A 19,371-nucleotide genomic window follows, 5' to 3' on the forward strand; every position below is an offset into this window, starting at 1 on the left:
CATCACTAGTCACATGAACCCCGCAAGGGCGAGAGCACCAAGAGTCTGTCAAACTGATCAGGCTGATTGACGGCCTGAACTTGTTCTCGGGAGGCACCTTGATATTCCTTTGCCCATCGCTGCATCTGCCCGAAGCTCAAAGCAAAGGGTTTGAACCGGGTGCGCACAAGCTGCTGGCAGTGCGTCGTGAGGGCAAGGTGTTCATTTATGAAAACCGCTGCCCGCATCGAGGTATCGCTCTGGATTGGCAACCTGATCATTTTCTGGACAGCAGCGCCAGCCTGATCCGCTGCGCCAGCCACGGCGCGCTGTTTTTGATAGAGAATGGCGAGTGCGTAGCGGGGCCTTGCGAAGGACAATTACTGACCGCGCTGGAATGCCGGGAGGACAAGGACGGGATCTGGGTAGCGCTGCCCCTGAAAGAAAAAGACGCTCACTAAGCGACAGGTAGCGTAAATGCTTCAGTCCGGCCAGTGCAGCTCCAGGCGGCGGTCGATGAACACTTCTTCCGGCGTCAATTGCACACCATAGGCCAGCACCTGAACGCCGGCATCGACAGCGTCGCGCAATGCCGCTGCGTAAGCAGGATCGATCTCCTTGGCCGGCCTTACCGCTTCTATGCCGGTGAGGTTGACGCAATAAAGCAATACTGCACGAACGCCTTCACGCGCCAGCGATGCCAGCTCGCGAAGGTGCCGCGCGCCACGCTGTGTGATCGCATCGGGAAACGCTGCCACGGCAGAGCCATCGAAACCCAACGTCACGCTTTTCACTTCCAGATACAAATAACCATCGGGGTATTCCAGGCGGAAGTCCACGCGGCTTTTCTCCTGACCGTAGGCCACTTCGCGCTTGAGCGCCGTAAAACCGTCCAGCTCGCTGATCACCCCGGCGCGCAACGCCTCTTCAACCAGCGTATTGGCTCTTGCGGTGTTGATACAGGCGAAACGCCCCTGCGGCGTTTCCGTGATCTCCCACGTGCCCGGCAGCTTGCGCTTTGGGTCATTGGAGCGACTGAACCACACGCGCCCGCCGGGCATCATGCAGTTCAGCATCGAGCCGGTGTTCGGGCAATGGATAGTCAGCAGTTCTCCACTCTCGGTTTCAATATCTGCGAGAAAACGTTTGTAGCGGACCAGCAGGCGACCCTGCTCCAGCTCTGGCGAAAAGCGCATCAGGCGCTCCAGCTGCGCAGGCCGCGAGCAATTCGCTCCACTGCCTGTTCAAGGCGCGGCAAGCTTTGCGTATAGGCAAAGCGCACGTGATGGCCTGCCTGAAAGCGGCCGAAATCCAGGCCTGGAGTGAAAGCCACATGCTCGGTTTCCAGAAAATGCCGGCAGAACGAAAAGGCGTCGCCCCCAAACGCAGATATATCGGCGTACAGATAAAACGCACCTTGCGGCTCTACGGCGATACCGAAACCCATTTCCCGCAGGGCGGGTAATAAAAAATCCCGGCGACGGCCGAATTCGGCGCGGCGCTGCTCCAGAATGGCCAGCGTCTGTGGTTCGAAACAGGCCAGCGCAGCGTATTGCGCCATGCTTGGAGCACTGATGTAGAGGTTCTGCGCCAGTTTTTCCAGATCACCCACAGCCTCTGGCGGGGCAACCAGCCAACCCAGACGCCAGCCGGTCATTCCGAAATATTTTGAAAAGCTATTCAACACAAAGGCATCGTTATCCACTTCCAGCACGCTGCTTGCGTCAACGCCATATGTCAGGCCGTGGTAAATCTCGTCCACCACAAGGTGGCCGTTGCGTGCTTTCAATGCATGAGACAGAGCAGCCAGTTCATCACGATCCAGAAGCGTACCGGTAGGGTTGGCGGGCGATGCCAGCAATGCACCGACGCTGTTCTCGTTCCAGTGGCTGGCCACCAGCTCGGGCGTCAGTTGATAACGCTGCTGCGGGCCGACCGGCACCAATTGCGCCTCGCCTTCGATCAAACGCAAGAAGTGCCGATTGCACGGATACCCCGGATCAGCCAGCAACCAGTGCTTGCCAGGATCGACCAGCAGGCTGCTGGCCAGCAGCAAGGCGCCTGAACCGCCCGGCGTGACCAGAATCCGCTGCGGGTCAATATCGAGCCGATAGCGCTGGGCATAGAACCCGGCGATGGCTTCGCGCAGTTGCGGCAGGCCCCGCGCGGCGGTGTAACGGGTCTTGCCGTCCGCCAGGGCTGCCTGCCCCGCTTTTATGATCGGGTCTGCGGTGATGAAGTCCGGCTCGCCGATCTCAAGGTGAATGACATCATGCCCCGCCGCCTGCAGTTCATTGGCACGTGCCAGCAGCGCCATCACATGGAAGGGTTCGATGGCGCGACTGCGCGCGCTGTAAGGCTGAGCCATGGGTCTTCCTTATAGTGGAGCGGGAGCAAAACATGATTGTCATGACAGCGGGGCATGATTCTACCCGAGCGCCCGGCCGACATGCTTTGAAAGGCACCCGTGCCGGTCAGCGGATACCGGACAAAAGATAAATACGACGGCGTACAGCAGCTAGAGTTCATTTAAGCGCAGGGCGGTTTGCCAACGGTCATCTTTGCGAGTGCATTACGCCATCATGCTCGACAACCGGGAGTAGCGCACTCCGATTTGTTCTGTTAAGTTCGCCCGCTTGCAGCTGCAGGGCCGACGGGTGTCGGTGATGGAACAATCCTGCGCAATAGATTAGAAGAGTGAGAGGCGGTCCATACATGCCCACCCAAGACAAGCAACAGAACCATCTAGTCAGCGGCTTTCAACCGTACGAGTCCACGAAGGGCGAAGAGTACATGGGTGCGCCGATGCGCGCGCACTTCACCAAGATCCTGAACAAGTGGAAGCAGGACTTGATGCAAGAGGTCGATCGCACGATGACCCACATGAAGGATGAAGCTGCCAATTTTCCTGATCCGGCCGACCGCGCCAGTCAGGAAGAAGAGTTCAGCCTTGAGCTTCGCGCACGCGACCGCGAGCGCAAGCTGATCAAGAAAATCGACAAGACATTGCAGCTTATCGAAGACGAAGAATATGGCTGGTGCGAATCCTGCGGTGTAGAGATCGGCATCCGCCGTCTTGAAGCACGCCCGACCGCCGACCAGTGTGTCGACTGCAAGACGCTGGCTGAAATCAAGGAAAAACAGGTCGGTAAATAACCTGTGGCCGCCTTGAACTGAAAAGAGACGCTTCGGCGTCTTTTTTTGTGCCTGCCAAAATCACGGCTCTCATGATTAGCGTTCCCACTCCACGTGGGAATGCCTTTCGCGACGCTGTGCGTCAGACCGCAGTTCGTTGATCTCAGGTGTTTCGCTTGCCCGCTCAAGGCCGCCCCCCGTAACATCCGGGCCATGAAAAAACCGGCCTACATCGGGCGCTTTGCGCCGACTCCCAGTGGTTATCTGCATTTCGGCTCGCTGGTCGCCGCACTGGCGTCCTATCTGGATGCGCGTGCGGCTGGCGGCCAATGGCTGCTGCGCATGGAAGACCTCGACCCGCCTCGCGAGGTGGCCGGGGCGCAAGCTGCGATTCTCGAAACGCTGGAGCGTTACGGTTTTGAATGGGACGGTCAGATGGTCCGGCAAAGCGAGCGTCATGCAGCCTACGCCGAAGTCCTCCAGCGCTGGTTCAATCATGGCCTGGCATACGCCTGTACCTGCTCACGCAAACAGCTTGAAGCATTTAATGGAATTTACCCAGGGTTCTGCCGCGACGCAGGGCATGCGCCGGAAAACGCAGCCATTCGCATTCGGGTGCCGGAGCTGGAATATCAATTTGAAGACCGGGTGCAGGGCACCTTCAAGATGCACCTGGGACGCGAAAGCGGCGACTTTGTGATCCGCAGGCGTGACGGGCTTTACGCCTATCAGCTGGCCGTGGTCATCGATGACGCCTGGCAGGGCGTTACCGACATCGTGCGCGGCGCCGATCTGCTGGACTCGACGCCTCGTCATTTGTACCTGCAAGAGCTACTTGGCCTGCCTCAGCCGCGCTACCTGCACGTACCGCTCATCACCCAGCCAGACGGCCACAAGCTCGGCAAATCCTATCGCTCGCCGCCACTGCCTGCAGATCAGGCAACGCCACTGTTATTGCGAGCGCTGAGGGCGCTGGGGCAACCGGTTGACGCGCACATGACCGATGGAACCGCTCAGGAAGTACTCGCCTGGGGTCTCCGCCACTGGAACGCCGACCTCATACCCAGACTGCGCACTGTCGAAGAAGCCCGTATAGACTGATCCAGAGCGGTCGCCGAAAACTGCGACGCAAGGATACTTGCAGGTTATCCGGCATCCGTTAACATGCCGCTCCTCATCTACCGGCTCAGGGAGACCAGATGTACATATACCGGTTGGTTTTGCTTCTGGTGGTAGGCATTTACCTGTTCTCCCCGGCCATCATGGACTGGTGGATCGATGCCACCGGCGCGTGGTATCGGCCCTACATGCTGTGGCTGATCCTGATCGTGGTGACGTTCATTCTCCAGAGCCAGCGAGATGCCGATGAGCTTTAGCCTGACGCATATGCTGTTGGTCAGCGCCGCCTATCTGCTGCTTCTGTTCGGCGTGGCCTGGGTCAGCGAGCGCGGGCTGGTGCCGCGCTGGATCATTCGTCATCCATTGACCTATACCCTCTCCCTGGGCGTTTATGCCAGTGCGTGGGCGTTTTATGGCACGGTCGGCCTGGCGTATAAGTACGGCTATGGTTTTTTGTCCAGCTACCTCGGTGTTTCCGGGGCATTTCTGCTCGCGCCTGTGCTGCTTTACCCGATCCTCAAAATTACTCGCACCTACCAGCTTTCATCGCTGGCCGACCTGTTCGCTTTCCGGTTTCGCAGCACCTGGGCTGGGGCACTGACCACAGTATTCATGCTGATCGGCGTCCTGCCGTTACTTGCGCTGCAGATTCAGGCCGTGGCCGACTCCATCGGCATTCTGACCCGCGAACCGGTGCAGGACCGGGTCGCCTTGGCGTTTTGCGGTTTGATCACCCTGTTCACGATTTTCTTCGGTTCTCGGCATATCGCCACCCGGGAGAAGCACGAAGGTCTGGTATTTGCCATCGCCTTCGAATCGCTGATCAAACTGATCGCTCTGGGCGGCGTCGGGCTCTATGCCCTGTACGGCGTGTTCGACGGTCCGCAACAACTCGAACTGTGGCTACTGCAGAATCAGGCTGCCCTCGCCTCGCTGCACACGCCCTTGCAGGAAGGCCCGTGGCGCACCTTGCTGCTGGTGTTCTTCGCCTCAGCCATCGTCATGCCGCACATGTATCACATGACCTTCACGGAAAACCTCAACCCGCGCTCGCTGGTCAGCGCTAGTTGGGGGCTGCCGCTGTTTTTACTGCTGATCAGTCTGGCGGTACCGCTGATCCTGTGGGCCGGGCTCAAGCTGGGCGCCACCACCAGCCCGGAATACTTCACGCTGGGCATTGGCATCGCCGCCAACAGCAAGTCACTCGCACTGCTCGCTTATATCGGCGGGCTGTCGGCGGCCAGCGGGCTGATCATCGTCACCACCCTGGCGCTGTCCGGCATGGCGCTCAACCATCTGGTACTGCCGCTTTACCAGCCGCCAGCCGAGGGCAATATCTACCGTTGGCTGAAATGGACCCGACGCGGGCTGATTGTGGCAATCATCGCTCTGGGTTACGGCTTCTACCTGATGCTGGGCGCTCAGCAGGATCTGGCCAATCTAGGGATCGTCGCCTTCGTGGCCACCCTGCAATTTCTGCCTGGCGTGCTGTCGGTGCTGTATTGGCCGACCGCCAACCGACGTGGTTTCATCGCCGGGCTGCTGGCCGGTATCGCCGTCTGGGTGGTCAGCATGCTGCTGCCGCTCATCGGCAACCTGCAAGGCGTCTACATTCCCTGGCTGAACATGATCTACGTGCTGGACGACACCAGTTGGCATATGGCGGCAATCGCCTCGCTCGCCGCCAACGTGTTGTTGTTCACTCTGGTATCGCTTTTCACCAACGCCAGCCCTGAAGAGGTCAGCGCCGCCGAGGCCTGCGCCGTCGATAACGTGAGCCGTCCGCAACGCCGCGAACTGCACGCTGTATCACCTCAGGAATTTGCCACGCAACTGGCCAAGCCGCTTGGAGCAAAAGCTGCACAAAAGGAAGTCGAACAAGCGCTGCGCGACCTGTACCTGCCGTTCGACGAACGCCGCCCTTACGCCCTGCGGCGCCTGCGTGACCGGATAGAAGCCAACCTGTCCGGGCTGATGGGCCCGAGCGTCGCTCAGGATATGGTGGAAACATTCCTTCCCTATAAGTCCGGCAGCGAAAAATACGTCACCGAAGACATCCACTTCATCGAGAGCCGCCTTGAGGACTACCATTCGCGCCTGACCGGGCTGGCCGCCGAACTCGACGCCCTGCGCCGCTACCATCGCCAGACCTTGCAGGAACTGCCGATGGGGGTCTGCTCGCTGGCCGAGGATCAGGAAATCCTGATGTGGAACCGGGCCATGGAGGAATTGACCGGAATCATCGCCAAGCGGGTTGTCGGTTCGCGACTGGACACCATCTCCGAGCCCTGGAAAAGCCTGCTCACCGGCTTCACCAGCGTGCCGGACGAACACTTGCACAAGCAGAAACTCGGACTGGACGGACAGACGCGCTGGCTTAACCTGCACAAGGCCGCCATCAACGAGCCGCTCGCCCCCGGCAACAGCGGGCTGGTGTTGCTGGTCGAGGACCTGACCGACACACAAATGCTCGAAGACAAGCTGGTCCATTCCGAACGGCTGGCAAGTATCGGCCGGCTGGCTGCAGGTGTAGCGCACGAAATCGGCAACCCGATCACCGGCATCGCCTGCCTCGCGCAAAACCTGCGTGAAGAACGCGAAGAAGACGGCGAACTGAAAGAAATCAGCAGCCAGATTCTAGAACAGACCAAACGCGTATCGCGTATCGTCCAGTCGCTGATGAGCTTCGCCCATGCGGGCGCTCATCAGCACAGCGATGAAGCCGTTTGTCTGGCTGAAGTGGCTCAGGATGCTATTGGTCTGCTGGCGCTGAACAGGCGCAATTTCGAAGTACACTTCTACAACCTGTGCAACCCAGAACACTGGGCTGTAGGCGATCCGCAACGCTTGGCACAGGTTCTGATCAACCTGCTCTCCAACGCCCGCGACGCCTCGCCGGCAGGCAGCACGGTCAGGGTCAGAAGCGAAGTGTCCGAGCACACCGTGGACCTCATCGTCGAAGACGAAGGCAGTGGAATTTCAAAGGCAATCATGGACAGATTGTTCGAGCCGTTCTTCACCACCAAGGACCCTGGCGAAGGAACCGGACTAGGCCTCGCGCTGGTCTATTCCATCGTCGAAGAGCATTATGGACAAATCATCATCGACAGCCCGGCCGATCCCGAGCAGCAGCGTGGCACGCGCATTCGTGTGACCTTGCCACGCCATGTCGACGCGACGTCCACCGCGAACTGAGACCGTCGAGAGAATTGAATCAATGCCGCATATTTTGATCGTCGAAGACGAAACGATTATCCGCTCAGCCTTGCGTCGCCTGCTTGAGCGCAACCAGTATGAAGTCAGTGAAGCCGGCTCGGTTCAGGAAGCTCAGGAACGTTTCAGCATCCCCTCGTTTGACCTGATCGTCAGCGACCTTCGCTTGCCGGGCGCTCCGGGCACCGAACTGATCAAGCTGGGCGAAGGCAAACCGGTGCTGATCATGACCAGTTACGCCAGCCTGCGCTCGGCCGTCGATTCGATGAAGATGGGCGCGGTGGATTACATCGCTAAACCCTTCGATCACGACGAAATGTTGCAAGCAGTTTCGCGCATCCTGAGCGATCGGCAGACCGTCAAGAGCCTGCAGGACGAGCGCAGCGCACTCGCCAAAGCGGGCGCTGCCGAAAAAAGTCCGACACAGAATCACAACGGCGAGATCGGCATTATCGGCTCCTGCCCGCCGATGCTGGACCTCTATAGCAAGATCCGCAAAGTGGCGCCGACCGACTCCAACGTGCTGGTCCAGGGCGAATCGGGCACCGGCAAGGAACTGGTCGCCCGCGCCTTGCACAACCTGTCACGCCGTGCCAAGGCGCCGATGATCTCGGTCAACTGTGCGGCCATCCCGGAATCCCTGATCGAGTCCGAACTGTTCGGTCACGAGAAAGGCGCTTTCACAGGGGCCAGCGCCGGCCGTGCCGGGCTGGTCGAGGCGGCAGATGGCGGCACGTTGTTTCTCGACGAGATCGGCGAGCTGCCACTGGAAGCCCAGGCACGGCTGCTGCGCGTGCTGCAGGAAGGGGAAATTCGTCGAGTGGGGTCGGTTCAGTCACAAAAGGTCGACGTTCGCTTGATCGCGGCCACGCACCGTGACCTCAAGACGCTGGCCAAAAACGGCGAATTTCGTGAAGACCTGTTCTATCGCCTGCACGTCATCGCCTTGAAGCTCCCGGCGTTGCGCGAACGCGGCAGCGACATACTCGAAATAGCCCACGCGTTCCTGATACGCCAGAGCGCCAAGGTTGGCCGCACCGACCTGAAATTTGCGCCTGACGCCGAGCAGGCCATCCGTCATTACAGCTGGCCCGGCAACGTACGCGAGCTGGAAAACGCCGTCGAGCGTTCGGTGATCCTTTGCGAGAACCCGGAAATCACCGCTGACCTGCTGGGTATCGACATCGAACTGGACGGTCTGGACGACGATGAATACATGGGCATGGCCCCGCTGCCTGGCTCTGCGGGTTCGACCGGCAACGAGCCCAGTGAAGACCTGTCGCTCGAGGACTACTTCCAGCACTTCGTGCTGGAGCATCAGGACCACATGACTGAAACCGAACTGGCACGCAAACTGGGCGTCAGCCGCAAGTGCCTGTGGGAACGTCGGCAGCGTCTGGGCATACCCCGCCGCAAAGGTGTGGCCAGCGAAACGTGATACCTGACGCAGGGCTCTGGCACGCGGTGTACAGGGCTCTGTGAAAACTGTTACCTCATGTACTTCACGTAACAAAAGCCGGGTTTATCGGTAACGAATCTCGGTTTTTTTGTGCCTGCAAAAAACGCCGGTAGCCCGCAACGTCCCGGTTTACGGGGGTTGTCTAAAGTTGGCACAGCTTCTGCTATATGCTTAGTACAAGAACAACAACAAGCCGTACGACACCCACAATAAAAACAACACGAATCGACTCACGCATAACAAGAACAACACGGCGGAGGCGCAGCTAACTGATTCTTTTGGAGAGGAGTTGTATTTGGGGCTTGCCCCGCAACCAGGCCGAGAACAACAAAAACTACCCTTAGGTAGAGCCTGAACTGGTTGGATCGAATGATCATTGCAACACAGCGACCAAAGCAATCCGTTTGCTCTTGACTCCCGACTGGGAGGTTTCACAGGCGACAGTCTCGTGAAAGGGCACTCAACAAAAACAAGAAGCCCATACAGAAAACAATAATAAAGAGCACACACTTTGGGGGAGCTTCGGCTCCCCCAGTAGCTTACCGGTTCTATACGCGCCGTACTTTGCCCCTTCCGCGACAGCTTCCTACACCATCCCTCGACTAAATGCTAGAATCCCCGCCCATCATGCGGTCATTCCACGTTTTTGGCCGAATATTCCTTCAAACAGTGCATCCCATGCTGAAGAAGTTGTTCCAGTCATTTCGCTCCCCACTGCGCAAACCGCAGCAACATACGCGTACCACGCCTGAAGTGCTCAATAGCAGTCAGCACTCGCTGCAACGCAGCCAGTTCAGCCGTTATGCCGTCAACATTGTCGAGCGCCTGCAGAATGCCGGCTACCAGGCCTATCTGGTCGGTGGCTGCGTACGCGACATGATGCTCAATATCACGCCCAAGGATTTCGACGTCGCCACCAGTGCAACGCCTGAACAGGTAAGGGCCGAGTTCCGCAATGCGCGGATCATTGGCCGCCGGTTCAAGCTGGTGCATATCCACTTCGGTCGGGAAATCATCGAAGTGGCGACCTTCCGCGCCAATCATCCACAGGATGACGAGGAAGAGGACAGCAACCAGTCTTCGCGCAACGAAAGCGGACGCATCCTGCGGGACAACGTTTACGGCACACTTGAAGAGGACGCCCAGCGTCGCGACTTCACGATCAACGCGCTGTATTACGACCCGGTCAGCGAGCGTGTGCTGGATTACGCCAACGGCGTACATGACATCCGCAACAAGCTGATACGCCTGATCGGCGATCCTGAACAGCGTTACAAGGAAGACCCGGTGCGCATGCTGCGTGCAGTGCGCTTCGCTGCCAAACTTGATTTCGGCATTGAAAAACACAGCGCCCAGCCGATCAGTGCACTGGCTCCCATGCTGCGTGATATACCCTCGGCACGCCTGTTCGAAGAAGTCCTAAAACTGTTCCTCTCGGGCTACGCGGCTCCCACCTTTGAAATGCTGGTGGACCTCGAGCTGTTCGACCCTCTGTTCCCGGCCAGCTCCAAAGCGCTGGAATACAACCCGACGTATACCCACACACTGATCAGCAATGCCTTGATCAACACCGACTTGCGCATCAAGCAGAACAAACCGGTTACTCCGGCGTTCCTGTTTGCCGCCCTGCTCTGGCCTGCACTGCCAGCCAAAGTACTGCGCGCCCAAGAGCGCGGCATGCCGCCGATTGCCGCCATGCAGGATGCTGCTCACGAGCTGATCATCGAGCAATGCCAACGCATCGCGATTCCCAAGCGCTTCACGCTACCGATCCGCGAAATCTGGGACATGCAGGAACGCCTGCCGCGTCGTTCAGGCAAGCGTGCCGACCTGCTGCTGGACAACTCGCGCTTCCGGGCCGGCTACGACTTCCTCCTGCTACGCGAAAGCGCAGGCGAGCAGACTGACGGTCTGGGCCAATGGTGGACCGATTATCAGGACTGCAACGACAGCGAACGTCGCGACATGATTCGTGACCTGAGCAACAAGCCGGAAGCCGCCGGCGCTGCACCGCGCAAGCGTCGTCGCAACAGTGGCGCCAAGCGCAAGCGCAGCAGTGGCGAGGCGCAAAGCGGTGAATGAACCGCTGTTGACCACTGAACGCGTGTACATAGGCCTGGGCAGCAACCTTGCTGACCCGGCCGAGCAATTGCGCAGTGCCCTCAAGGCGCTGGCCCGGCTGCCCGATTGCACGCTAAGTGGTGTCTCTTCATTCTATGTCAGTGACTCGCTGCTGCCCGGTCAACCGCGCTATACCAACGCTGTCGCAGCGCTGGACACTGCCCTGCCGCCGCTGACGCTGCTTGACGCTCTGCAAGCCATCGAGCTGGATCAGGGACGTGAGCGCCACGAGCGTTGGGGCCCACGTACCCTTGACCTCGATATTCTGCTGTTCGGCGACCGACTGATCGACGAGCCGCGCCTCAAAGTGCCGCACTACGACCTGCACTCCCGCGCCTTCGTGCTTTATCCACTGGCCGAGCTGGCCCCTGCGCTGGTCCTCGCCGACGGGCGCGAGCTGCCTCGGTTGCTGAGTGAATGCCCTTTCACAGGCCTCGAGCGCCTGCCTGCCGAGGCTTGAAGCCCAGCCTTGTGTCCACGGGTGTAACCGGTTCGGCACACAGGTAACACCTTCAATTGACTTAACGCCCCCTCCTCACGAAGATAGGCCTCCCGCCGCTGCCACACTGGCGAACGGGCGCGAAACAGGCCTTTTGCAAAACACCGCGACACGACGGTGTGCCTGCTTTTCCAGGATGACTCTCACGCGCTGAGCCCCCATTGCACAGTGCCTGATGGAGAAATTTACATGCCGAACATAACCGTTACGTCGCTGCTGGCCATGAAGCAGAAGGGTGAGAAAATCACCATGCTGACCTGTTACGACGCAACCTTTGCCCACACTGCCTGCCAGGCCGGTGTCGAAGTGCTGCTGATAGGCGACTCGCTGGGTATGGTCCTGCAAGGTCATGACAGCACACTGCCAGTGACCACGGCCGAAACGGCCTACCACGTGGCGTGTGTGAAACGGGGCAACCAGGGCGCGTTGATTCTCGCCGACCTGCCGTTCATGGCCAACGCCACGCTGGAGCAGACCTTCATCAACAGTACGACGTTGATGCAGGCCGGTGCGCACATGATCAAGGTCGAAGGCGCCGCCTGGTTGGGCGAGTCGATTCGCTTGCTGGCAGAGCGCGGGATTCCGGTCTGCGCGCACATGGGCCTCACGCCACAGTCGGTCAATGTGCTGGGCGGTTACAAGGTTCAGGGCCGCCTGGAAGCACAGGCCCGACAAATGCGCGCCGATGCCATTGCGCTGGAGCAGGCCGGCGCCGCAATGATCCTGCTGGAATGCGTGCCGAGCGAACTGGCCGAAGAGATCACTCTGGCAGTGAAAATTCCGGTGATAGGCATTGGTGCCGGCAGCGCAACCGACGGTCAGGTTCTGGTGCTGCACGACATGCTGGGCCTGTCGATCAGCGGACGCGTCCCCAAGTTCGTGAAAAACTTCATGGTTGGTCAACCTGACATCCAGTCGGCCATTCAGGCCTACGTGAACGCCGTCAAGGACGTCAGCTTTCCGGCCACCGAACACGGGTTCTCGGCATGAACACAGTTAAGACCGTTACAGAACTGCGCGCGGCGGTTGCGCAGGCACGTCGTGAAGGCAAGCGCATCGCCCTGACGCCGACAATGGGCAACCTGCACAGCGGCCACGCCACACTGGTCGCCAGGGCAGCGCAGTGCGCAGACTTCGTGGTCGCGAGCATTTTCGTCAATCCACTGCAATTCGGCCCCAAGGAAGACCTGGCCACCTACCCGCGGACCCTCGCCGCCGATCAGGAAAAACTCGTCCAGGCCGGCTGCGATCTGCTGTTCACGCCCACTGTCGAAGAAATGTACCCCGATGGCATGGCCGAGCAGACGCTGGTCAGCGTTCCGCACCTGTCGCAGGGGCTGTGCGGCGCCAGTCGCCCCGGCCACTTCGAGGGTGTCGCGACGGTGGTCAGCAAGCTGTTCAATATGGTGCAGCCTGATCTGGCGATCTTCGGCGAGAAGGATTTCCAGCAACTGGCGGTGATCCGGGCAATGGTCCGCGACCTGAACATGCCGATCGAGATCTTGGGCCAATCTACCGTGCGTGCCGATGATGGCCTGGCATTGTCTTCGCGCAACGGCTACCTGTCCGACGAGCAACGCGCCATAGCGCCTGCCCTGTATCAGGCGATCTGCCAGACGGCCGACGCGATCAACGCAGGCGAGCAGAATTTCGAGACACTGCTGGCAGACAAGAAGCAGCAGCTTGAGGCCGTCGGTTTTCGCATCGACTATCTGGAAATACGCAATGCAAGCAACCTGCGTCCGGCGACTGCGCAAGATCGCGACGTGGTCATTCTGGCCGCTGCCTTTCTGGGCAAGACCCGTCTGATCGACAATCTGCACCTGACCAAAGGCTGAAAGGATCCACTGGCCGATGAACTAAGCCACGTCAGTAATGCCCTATCGATACAGGTTGCGTGAACCACAACCCAAAGTATTTGAGTGAAACCCCGATAACTTGTGTGCGAAAAAGTACCGGGGGCAGGTAGGGCGAGGCGCAGACAAACAGGTGTGCGAAGGGTAGTCTGCTATGTATAGCCAATGAGAGCTTGCGACCTCGCTCTAAAAATATCCAAGCCCGAACCCGTTAAAGGAAACCCGCAGCGATGGCGTACTACCGCAATCCTTCCGATGTGACCGCTTTGCCCGCCTGGCAAGCATTGAACAAACACCGTCAGGCCATGCAGAATTTCAGCATGCGCGAAGCGTTCAATACCGATCCGCAGCGCTTCAACCAGTTCACGCTCAGCAGCGCCGGCCTGTTTCTCGACTATTCGAAAAACCTGATCACCACCGAGACTCGCGACCTTCTGGTCAGCCTGGCCGGTGAAGTGGGTCTCAAGGACGCGATCAAGGCTCAGTACGACGGCGAACTGGTCAACTCCTCCGAAGGTCGCCCGGCACTCCATACTGCACTGCGCCGCCCGGTGGGTGACAAGCTGAAGGTCAACGGCGTCGATGTGATGCCCGACGTACACCGCGTGCTCAATCAGATGACCGAGCTGGTCGGCCGCATTCATGACGGCCTGTGGCGCGGTTACACCGAAAAGCCGATCACAGACGTGGTCAACATCGGCATCGGCGGCTCGTTCCTCGGCCCGGAGCTGGTCTCTGAAGCACTGGTGGCCTACGCGCACAAAGGCGTTCGCTGCCACTATCTGGCAAACATCGACGGCAGCGAGTTTCACGAGCTGTCGATGAGGATTCGCGCCGAGACCACGCTGTTCATCGTTTCGTCGAAGTCCTTCAATACGCTGGAAACCCTGAAAAACGCCCAAGCTGCACGTGCCTGGTACCTTGCGCAGGGTGGCTCGGAGGTCGAACTGCATCGTCACTTCATCGCAGTCTCCAGCAACAATGCGGCTGCGGTGGCGTTCGGTATTCGCGAAGAAAACATCTTCCCGATGTGGGACTGGGTCGGCGGTCGCTACTCGCTGTGGTCAGCAATCGGCCTGCCGATTGCGCTGGCCATCGGCATGTCCAACTTCAAGGAACTGCTGTCCGGCGCCTACACCATGGACCAGCATTTTCAGAGCGCACCTTTTGAGCAGAACATGCCGGTATTACTGGCGCTGCTGGGTGTCTGGTATGGCAACTTCTGGAACGCGCAGAGCCACGCGATCCTGCCGTACGACCACTACCTGCGCAACATCACCAAACACTTGCAACAACTGGACATGGAATCCAACGGCAAAAGCGTTCGCCAGGACGGCACGCCGGCACTCACGGATACAGGCCCGGTCATATGGGGTGGCGTGGGCGCCAACGGCCAGCACGCTTACCACCAGTTGCTGCACCAAGGCACACAGATGATCCCGGCTGACTTCATTGTGCCGATCGTCAGCTTCAACCCGGTTGCCGACCACCATCAGTGGCTGTACGCCAACTGCCTGTCGCAGAGCCAGGCCCTGATGATGGGCAAGACCCGCGCCGAAGCCGAGGCCGAGTTGCGTGAAAAAGGCATGGCTGAAGATGAGGTGCAGAAACTCGCGCCGCACAAGGTCATCCCTGGTAACCGCCCAAGCAACACGCTGGTGGTAGAACGCATCAGCCCACGTCGCCTCGGCGCGCTGGTGGCCATGTATGAGCACAAGGTGTTTGTACAAAGCGTTATCTGGGGCACCAACGCGTTTGACCAGTGGGGCGTGGAACTGGGCAAGGAAATGGGCAAGGCTGTGTATCAGCGTCTGACCGGTGGCACTGAAGAGCCTGCTGACGACGCATCGACGCAAGGCTTGATCAACTACTTCCGCGGCCGTCACCGCGGCTGATTTGCCCCGTCCATGATTATCGTTCCCGCGCTCCGCGTGGGAATGCAGCTCGTGACGCTCCCGCGTCACGAACTGCGTGGCAACGCTGGAGCGTTGGCACGATAGCCATCCAGGCACACGTCAGTTGTACCTGATATTCCCTCCCCGATGCCCGAGCACGACATGGAATTCATCCGTACCCGCATCGAAAACCAGGTAATCAGCCTTACCGGCCTCACTCTCGGGCAACTGGATCTGGAGAACCCCAAGGGCGATCCCGGTCTGTTCGGCCCGCAAGCGGTGTGCTGGGAGGTGCATGGCGACTTTACCAGCATGCTGGTCGGTGGCATCAGCGCCTTGATGCTGCAGGCGCTGCACCCGCTGGCGCTCGCTGGTATCTGGGACCACTCCAGTTTTCGTCAGGATATGCTCGGGCGCTTGAGACGCACCGGGCAATTTCTGTCCGGCACCACCTATGGCTCCAAACTGGACGCCAACTGGTTGATCGACAAAGTACGCGCCATCCACCTGAACATCAGCGGCACAGCGCCGGATGGACGGCCCTACGCGGCAAGCGATCCAGAGTTGCTGACTTGGGTGCATGTGGCGGAAGTCAGCAGCTTTCTGGCCGCACATTTGCGCTATCACGATCCAGACCTGTCGCTGGCGGATCAGGATCTGTATTACGCCGAGACAGCGCTGGTCGCCGAGCGGCTGGGCGCGTGCGATGTGCCACGCTCCCGTCAGGCCATCGCGGACTATCTGGAAGGTATTCAAGGCGATCTGGTATGTGATGATCGCAGTCGTGAAGTGATGCGCCTGCTGCTGGATGCGCCGGCATCCAACTGGCTGGCCAAGCCTTTTGGTGTATTGATGATGCGCGCTGGCGTCGACTTGCTGCCGGTCTGGGCCAGCGAGATGCTCGATGTCACGCAAAGCCCTCTGCAGCGCAAGATCATCCGGCTGGGCGTCAACAGCACCGCGCCTTTAATGCGCTGGGCAGTGCGCAATGGATCGGCGCAACGCGCCAAGCGTCGCATGGGCCTCTGAGCAGCCGGTGCAAAGACGCTGCAAAGACGCTGCAAAATATGACCGAGGGGTTCGCGATTGGAACCTGTCTCCCCATCTGTGCCACCATGAGCCCTCAATAACAATGAGGATCAGCACCATGCATGACGTCGTTATCGTCGCTGCCAACCGCACCGCCGTGGGCAGCTTCCAGGGCTCACTGGCGACCATTCCAGCGGTCGATCTGGGCGCTGCTGTCATACGCCAGCTCTTGGCCCAGACCGGCGTGGACGGCACGCACATTGATGAGGTCATCATGGGCCAGGTGCTCACCGCCGGAGCGGGTCAAAACCCGGCACGACAGGCGGCCATCAAAGCGGGCCTGCCCTTCTCGGTCCCGGCCATGACCCTCAACAAGGTGTGCGGCTCAGGCCTCAAGGCCCTGCATCTGGCCGCTCAGGCCATTCGTTGCGGCGACGCTGACATCATCATCGCCGGTGGCCAGGAGAACATGAGCCTGTCCAACTACGTCATGCCCGGCGCGCGAACCGGTCTGCGCATGGGCCATGCCCAACTGGTCGACACCATGATCAGCGATGGCCTGTGGGACGCATTCAACGATTACCACATGGGCGTCACCGCTGAAAACCTGGCGCAAAAATACGACATCAGCCGCGAGGAGCAAGACGCTTTTGCCGCGCTCTCCCAACAGAAAGCGATCGCTGCCATCGAAGCCGGACGCTTTGCCAGCGAAATCACCCCGATCCTGATTCCGCAGCGCAAGGGCGACCCCGTTTCCTTCGCCACAGACGAGCAGCCCCGTGCCGGAACGACAGCCGAAACGCTGGGCAAACTCAAACCTGCTTTCAAGAAGGATGGCACTGTCACCGCCGGTAACGCCTCGTCGCTCAACGACGGTGCGGCCGCCGTGATGCTGATGAGCGCCAGCAAAGCCGAACAACTGGGCCTGCCGGTGCTGGCGCATGTCGCAGCCTACGCCAATGCAGGCGTTGACCCGGCCATCATGGGCATAGGCCCCGTGAGCGCCACCCGTCGCTGCCTGGACAAGGCTGGCTGGTCACTGGACGAGCTGGACCTGATAGAAGCCAACGAAGCCTTCGCTGCACAGGCGCTGTCGGTAGGCAAGGAACTGGGGCTTGACCCGCAAAAGCTCAACGTCAATGGCGGCGCCATTGCCATCGGCCACCCGATCGGCGCATCGGGCTGCCGCGTGTTGGTGACGCTGCTGCACGAGATGATCAGGCGTGATGCAAAGAAGGGCCTGGCCACGCTGTGCATCGGTGGCGGCCAGGGTGTAGCCCTCGCACTGGCGCGCTGAGGGCATTCGTACTCTGCAGGGTCAGGCGCTGGCAGGCGCCACGTCTAGCTCTGCAGCTTCCGGCCGTTTGATCAGCGCATAAATCACGCCTGTGACCACACTGCCGACCACAATCGCCAGCAGGTACAACAGCGCATGATTGATCGCGTTGGGGATCAGCATCACGAACAGACCACCGTGCGGCGCCATCAGTTTGCAGCCGAAGTACATCGACAACGCGCCAGTCAGCGCACCGCCCACGACACTGGCGGGAATGACTCGAAGCGGGTCTTTGGCAGCGAACGGAATGGCACCTTCGGAAATGAAGCACAGCCCCAGCACGAACGCGGCCTTGCCGGCCTCTCGCTCGCTTTGAGCGAACTTGCGACGAGCCAGAAGGGTCGCGATGCCCATACCGATTGGCGGCACCATACCGGCGGCCATCGCTGTGGCCATCGGTGCGTAGCTCTGTGAGGCCAGCAGGCCGACGGAGAACGCGTAGGACGCCTTGTTGATCGGACCGCCGAGGTCGACGCACATCATCGCGCCCAGCACCACGCCCAGCAGGATCGCATTGGTAGTGCCCATGCTGTCGAGGAAGTGGGTCAGCGCCTCGAGCATGCCCGCGACAGGCTTGCCGACCACGTAAATCATCACCAGACCGGTGAACAGGCTCGACAGCAACGGGATGATGAGGATCGGCTTGAGCGCTTCGACGCTGGCAGGCAGACGTGCATAGCGATTGATCGCGGCAGCACTGTAGCCAGCGAGAAAACCGGCGATGATACCGCCGATGAAGCCCGCACCCAGCGTACTCGCCAGCAAACCGCCGATCATCCCCGGCGCCAGACCCGGACGATCAGCAATCGAATAGGCGATGTAACCGGCCAGCAATGGCACCATCAGTTTGAACGCCGCTTCCCCGCCGATCTGCATCAAGGCGGCAGCCAGCGTGCCCTGTTCCTTGAACGCATTGATGCCGAAGACGAACGACAGGGCGATCAGCAGACCACCTGCCACCACCATCGGCAACATGAACGACACACCGGTCAGCAAGTGCTTGTAGACGCCCGCCTTCTCTTGCCTGGCAGGCGAGGCGGCATTGGACGAAGCGGATTCCACCTGACCTTCCGCCAAGGCTTTTTTCAGCGTCGCGTCGGACTGTTTCAGCGCAATGCCAGTGCCGCAGCGGTAGATTTTTTTGCCTGCAAAGCGGTCGGTGTTGACCTCGATATCGGCAGCCAGCAGCACCACATCAGCGTCGGCAATGGCCTGAGGGCTGAGCGGATTGCGTGCGCCGACCGAGCCTTGGGTTTCGACCTGCAGGTCGTAGTCCAGACGCTTGGCCGCCTGCTGAATGGCCTCGGCGGCCATGAACGTGTGCGCAACGCCGGTCGGGCAGGCAGTGATCGCGACAATGCGCGGTTTTGCACCCGTGACGCCTGCGGCTTCGGGGGCTGCAGTTTGCGAGGCGACATGAACCTGCGCGTCCTGCGCGGCACGCTGCAGAAAGCCATCGACGTCCTGCAAGGCATGAGACGGTGAATCCTGAAACAGCCGCTTACCGACGAACCGGCTCAAATCTACCGGCCCGGTGTTGACCACCAGCACCAGATCGGCGGCTTCGATATCCTGTGCGGAAAGCTGACGCTCTGCCTTGTTGGGGTCGATGATTTCGACACTGGTTTCCCAGCCCTGACGCAATGCCGCCGCTTCGAGTAACCGTGCGCTGAGTACGCTGCTGACCTTGCCGTTCGGGCAGGCCGTAACTATGGCTAACTTCATGACGA

General features: G+C 59.9%; 16 protein-coding genes. 13 read left to right on the forward strand and 3 right to left on the reverse strand.

What is annotated here, in order from left to right; translation table 11 throughout:
• The first annotated feature begins 98 nt into the window (after nt 1–98).
• Nucleotides 99–440 carry a Rieske (2Fe-2S) protein gene (locus POR16_RS19985; RefSeq protein ID WP_005895768.1) on the forward strand — a complete coding sequence of 114 codons (342 nt, stop codon included), beginning with the start codon at nt 99–101 and terminating at the stop codon, nt 438–440.
• A gap of 21 nt (nt 441–461) precedes the next feature.
• Here POR16_RS19985 and sfsA read toward each other — a convergent pair whose 3' ends face one another.
• Nucleotides 462–1,175 carry a DNA/RNA nuclease SfsA gene (gene sfsA / locus POR16_RS19990; RefSeq protein WP_005895765.1) on the reverse strand — a complete coding sequence of 238 codons (714 nt, stop codon included), beginning with the start codon at nt 1,173–1,175 and terminating at the stop codon, nt 462–464.
• Entirely contained in the window at nt 1,175–2,347 is a 1,173-nt protein-coding gene (locus tag POR16_RS19995; protein WP_024669646.1) for a pyridoxal phosphate-dependent aminotransferase, read from the reverse strand. The genes sfsA and POR16_RS19995 overlap by 1 nt, the downstream gene beginning before the upstream one ends.
• Nucleotides 2,348–2,694: 347 nt before the next feature.
• Here POR16_RS19995 and dksA point away from each other — a divergent pair, with 347 nt between their 5' ends.
• The 12 genes from dksA to POR16_RS20055 all read left to right on the forward strand — a co-directional run bounded on the left by dksA (nt 2,695) and on the right by POR16_RS20055 (nt 17,602).
• Entirely contained in the window at nt 2,695–3,135 is a 441-nt protein-coding gene (dksA, locus tag POR16_RS20000; protein WP_024669647.1) for an RNA polymerase-binding protein DksA, read from the forward strand.
• 192 nt (nt 3,136–3,327) lie between these two features.
• Entirely contained in the window at nt 3,328–4,215 is an 888-nt protein-coding gene (gene gluQRS / locus POR16_RS20005; RefSeq protein WP_005895758.1) for a tRNA glutamyl-Q(34) synthetase GluQRS, read from the forward strand.
• A gap of 98 nt (nt 4,216–4,313) precedes the next feature.
• Nucleotides 4,314–4,490 carry a hypothetical protein gene (locus POR16_RS20010; protein WP_002552060.1) on the forward strand — a complete coding sequence of 59 codons (177 nt, stop codon included), beginning with the start codon at nt 4,314–4,316 and terminating at the stop codon, nt 4,488–4,490.
• The gene (locus POR16_RS20015) at nt 4,474–7,428 is read left to right on the forward strand and encodes a sensor histidine kinase (protein ID WP_122329518.1); all 2,955 of its coding nucleotides are present in this window, start codon (nt 4,474–4,476) and stop codon (nt 7,426–7,428) included. The genes POR16_RS20010 and POR16_RS20015 overlap by 17 nt, the downstream gene beginning before the upstream one ends.
• A 22-nt stretch (nt 7,429–7,450) precedes the next feature.
• Nucleotides 7,451–8,884, forward strand: a complete 1,434-nt coding sequence (locus POR16_RS20020; protein WP_005895744.1) for a sigma-54-dependent transcriptional regulator — start codon at nt 7,451–7,453, stop codon at nt 8,882–8,884.
• Between the two features lie 699 nt (nt 8,885–9,583).
• Nucleotides 9,584–10,987, forward strand: a complete 1,404-nt coding sequence (locus POR16_RS20025; RefSeq protein ID WP_005895742.1) for a polynucleotide adenylyltransferase PcnB — start codon at nt 9,584–9,586, stop codon at nt 10,985–10,987.
• Entirely contained in the window at nt 10,980–11,486 is a 507-nt protein-coding gene (gene folK, locus POR16_RS20030; RefSeq protein WP_122381091.1) for a 2-amino-4-hydroxy-6-hydroxymethyldihydropteridine diphosphokinase, read from the forward strand. Before POR16_RS20025 ends, folK begins: the two co-directional genes overlap by 8 nt.
• Nucleotides 11,487–11,714: 228 nt before the next feature.
• Nucleotides 11,715–12,515, forward strand: coding sequence for a 3-methyl-2-oxobutanoate hydroxymethyltransferase (panB, locus tag POR16_RS20035; RefSeq protein ID WP_005895735.1), 801 nt, complete (start codon nt 11,715–11,717; stop codon nt 12,513–12,515).
• Nucleotides 12,512–13,363: a pantoate--beta-alanine ligase gene (panC, locus tag POR16_RS20040; RefSeq protein ID WP_005895732.1), complete on the forward strand. Its 852-nt coding sequence runs from the start codon at nt 12,512–12,514 to the stop codon at nt 13,361–13,363. Before panB ends, panC begins: the two co-directional genes overlap by 4 nt.
• Nucleotides 13,364–13,611: 248 nt before the next feature.
• Nucleotides 13,612–15,276, forward strand: coding sequence for a glucose-6-phosphate isomerase (gene pgi / locus POR16_RS20045; RefSeq protein ID WP_053932138.1), 1,665 nt, complete (start codon nt 13,612–13,614; stop codon nt 15,274–15,276).
• A gap of 162 nt (nt 15,277–15,438) precedes the next feature.
• Nucleotides 15,439–16,305 carry an oxygenase MpaB family protein gene (locus tag POR16_RS20050; RefSeq protein ID WP_005895721.1) on the forward strand — a complete coding sequence of 289 codons (867 nt, stop codon included), beginning with the start codon at nt 15,439–15,441 and terminating at the stop codon, nt 16,303–16,305.
• Between the two features lie 118 nt (nt 16,306–16,423).
• Complete coding sequence (locus tag POR16_RS20055; RefSeq protein ID WP_005895718.1) at nt 16,424–17,602, forward strand: acetyl-CoA C-acetyltransferase; 1,179 nt, start codon at nt 16,424–16,426, stop codon at nt 17,600–17,602.
• A 21-nt stretch (nt 17,603–17,623) separates the two neighbouring features.
• Here POR16_RS20055 and POR16_RS20060 read toward each other — a convergent pair whose 3' ends face one another.
• On the reverse strand, nt 17,624–19,366 hold the full coding sequence (locus tag POR16_RS20060) for a PTS fructose-like transporter subunit IIB (RefSeq protein ID WP_005895715.1): 1,743 nt from the start codon (nt 19,364–19,366) through the stop codon (nt 17,624–17,626).
• Between the last annotated feature and the right edge of the window lie 5 nt (nt 19,367–19,371).

The sequence above is a fragment of the Pseudomonas coronafaciens pv. oryzae str. 1_6 genome (genome assembly GCF_000156995.2).
In the GTDB taxonomy this organism is placed as follows: Bacteria; Pseudomonadota; Gammaproteobacteria; order Pseudomonadales; family Pseudomonadaceae; genus Aquipseudomonas; species Aquipseudomonas tremae.

What these genes read in the sequence shown, in the direction of transcription:
- sfsA (WP_005895765.1), bottom strand. Translation starts at nt 1,175, where the DNA reads ATGCGCTTTTCGCCAGAGCTGGAGCAGGGTCGCCTGCTGGTCCGCTAC.
- POR16_RS19995 (WP_024669646.1), bottom strand. Translation starts at nt 2,347, where the DNA reads ATGGCTCAGCCTTACAGCGCGCGCAGTCGCGCCATCGAACCCTTCCAT.
- dksA (WP_024669647.1), top strand. Translation starts at nt 2,695, where the DNA reads ATGCCCACCCAAGACAAGCAACAGAACCATCTAGTCAGCGGCTTTCAA.
- gluQRS (WP_005895758.1), top strand. Translation starts at nt 3,328, where the DNA reads ATGAAAAAACCGGCCTACATCGGGCGCTTTGCGCCGACTCCCAGTGGT.
- POR16_RS20010 (WP_002552060.1), top strand. Translation starts at nt 4,314, where the DNA reads ATGTACATATACCGGTTGGTTTTGCTTCTGGTGGTAGGCATTTACCTG.
- POR16_RS20015 (WP_122329518.1), top strand. Translation starts at nt 4,474, where the DNA reads ATGCCGATGAGCTTTAGCCTGACGCATATGCTGTTGGTCAGCGCCGCC.
- POR16_RS20020 (WP_005895744.1), top strand. Translation starts at nt 7,451, where the DNA reads ATGCCGCATATTTTGATCGTCGAAGACGAAACGATTATCCGCTCAGCC.
- POR16_RS20025 (WP_005895742.1), top strand. Translation starts at nt 9,584, where the DNA reads ATGCTGAAGAAGTTGTTCCAGTCATTTCGCTCCCCACTGCGCAAACCG.
- panB (WP_005895735.1), top strand. Translation starts at nt 11,715, where the DNA reads ATGCCGAACATAACCGTTACGTCGCTGCTGGCCATGAAGCAGAAGGGT.
- panC (WP_005895732.1), top strand. Translation starts at nt 12,512, where the DNA reads ATGAACACAGTTAAGACCGTTACAGAACTGCGCGCGGCGGTTGCGCAG.
- pgi (WP_053932138.1), top strand. Translation starts at nt 13,612, where the DNA reads ATGGCGTACTACCGCAATCCTTCCGATGTGACCGCTTTGCCCGCCTGG.
- POR16_RS20050 (WP_005895721.1), top strand. Translation starts at nt 15,439, where the DNA reads ATGGAATTCATCCGTACCCGCATCGAAAACCAGGTAATCAGCCTTACC.
- POR16_RS20055 (WP_005895718.1), top strand. Translation starts at nt 16,424, where the DNA reads ATGCATGACGTCGTTATCGTCGCTGCCAACCGCACCGCCGTGGGCAGC.
- POR16_RS20060 (WP_005895715.1), bottom strand. Translation starts at nt 19,366, where the DNA reads ATGAAGTTAGCCATAGTTACGGCCTGCCCGAACGGCAAGGTCAGCAGC.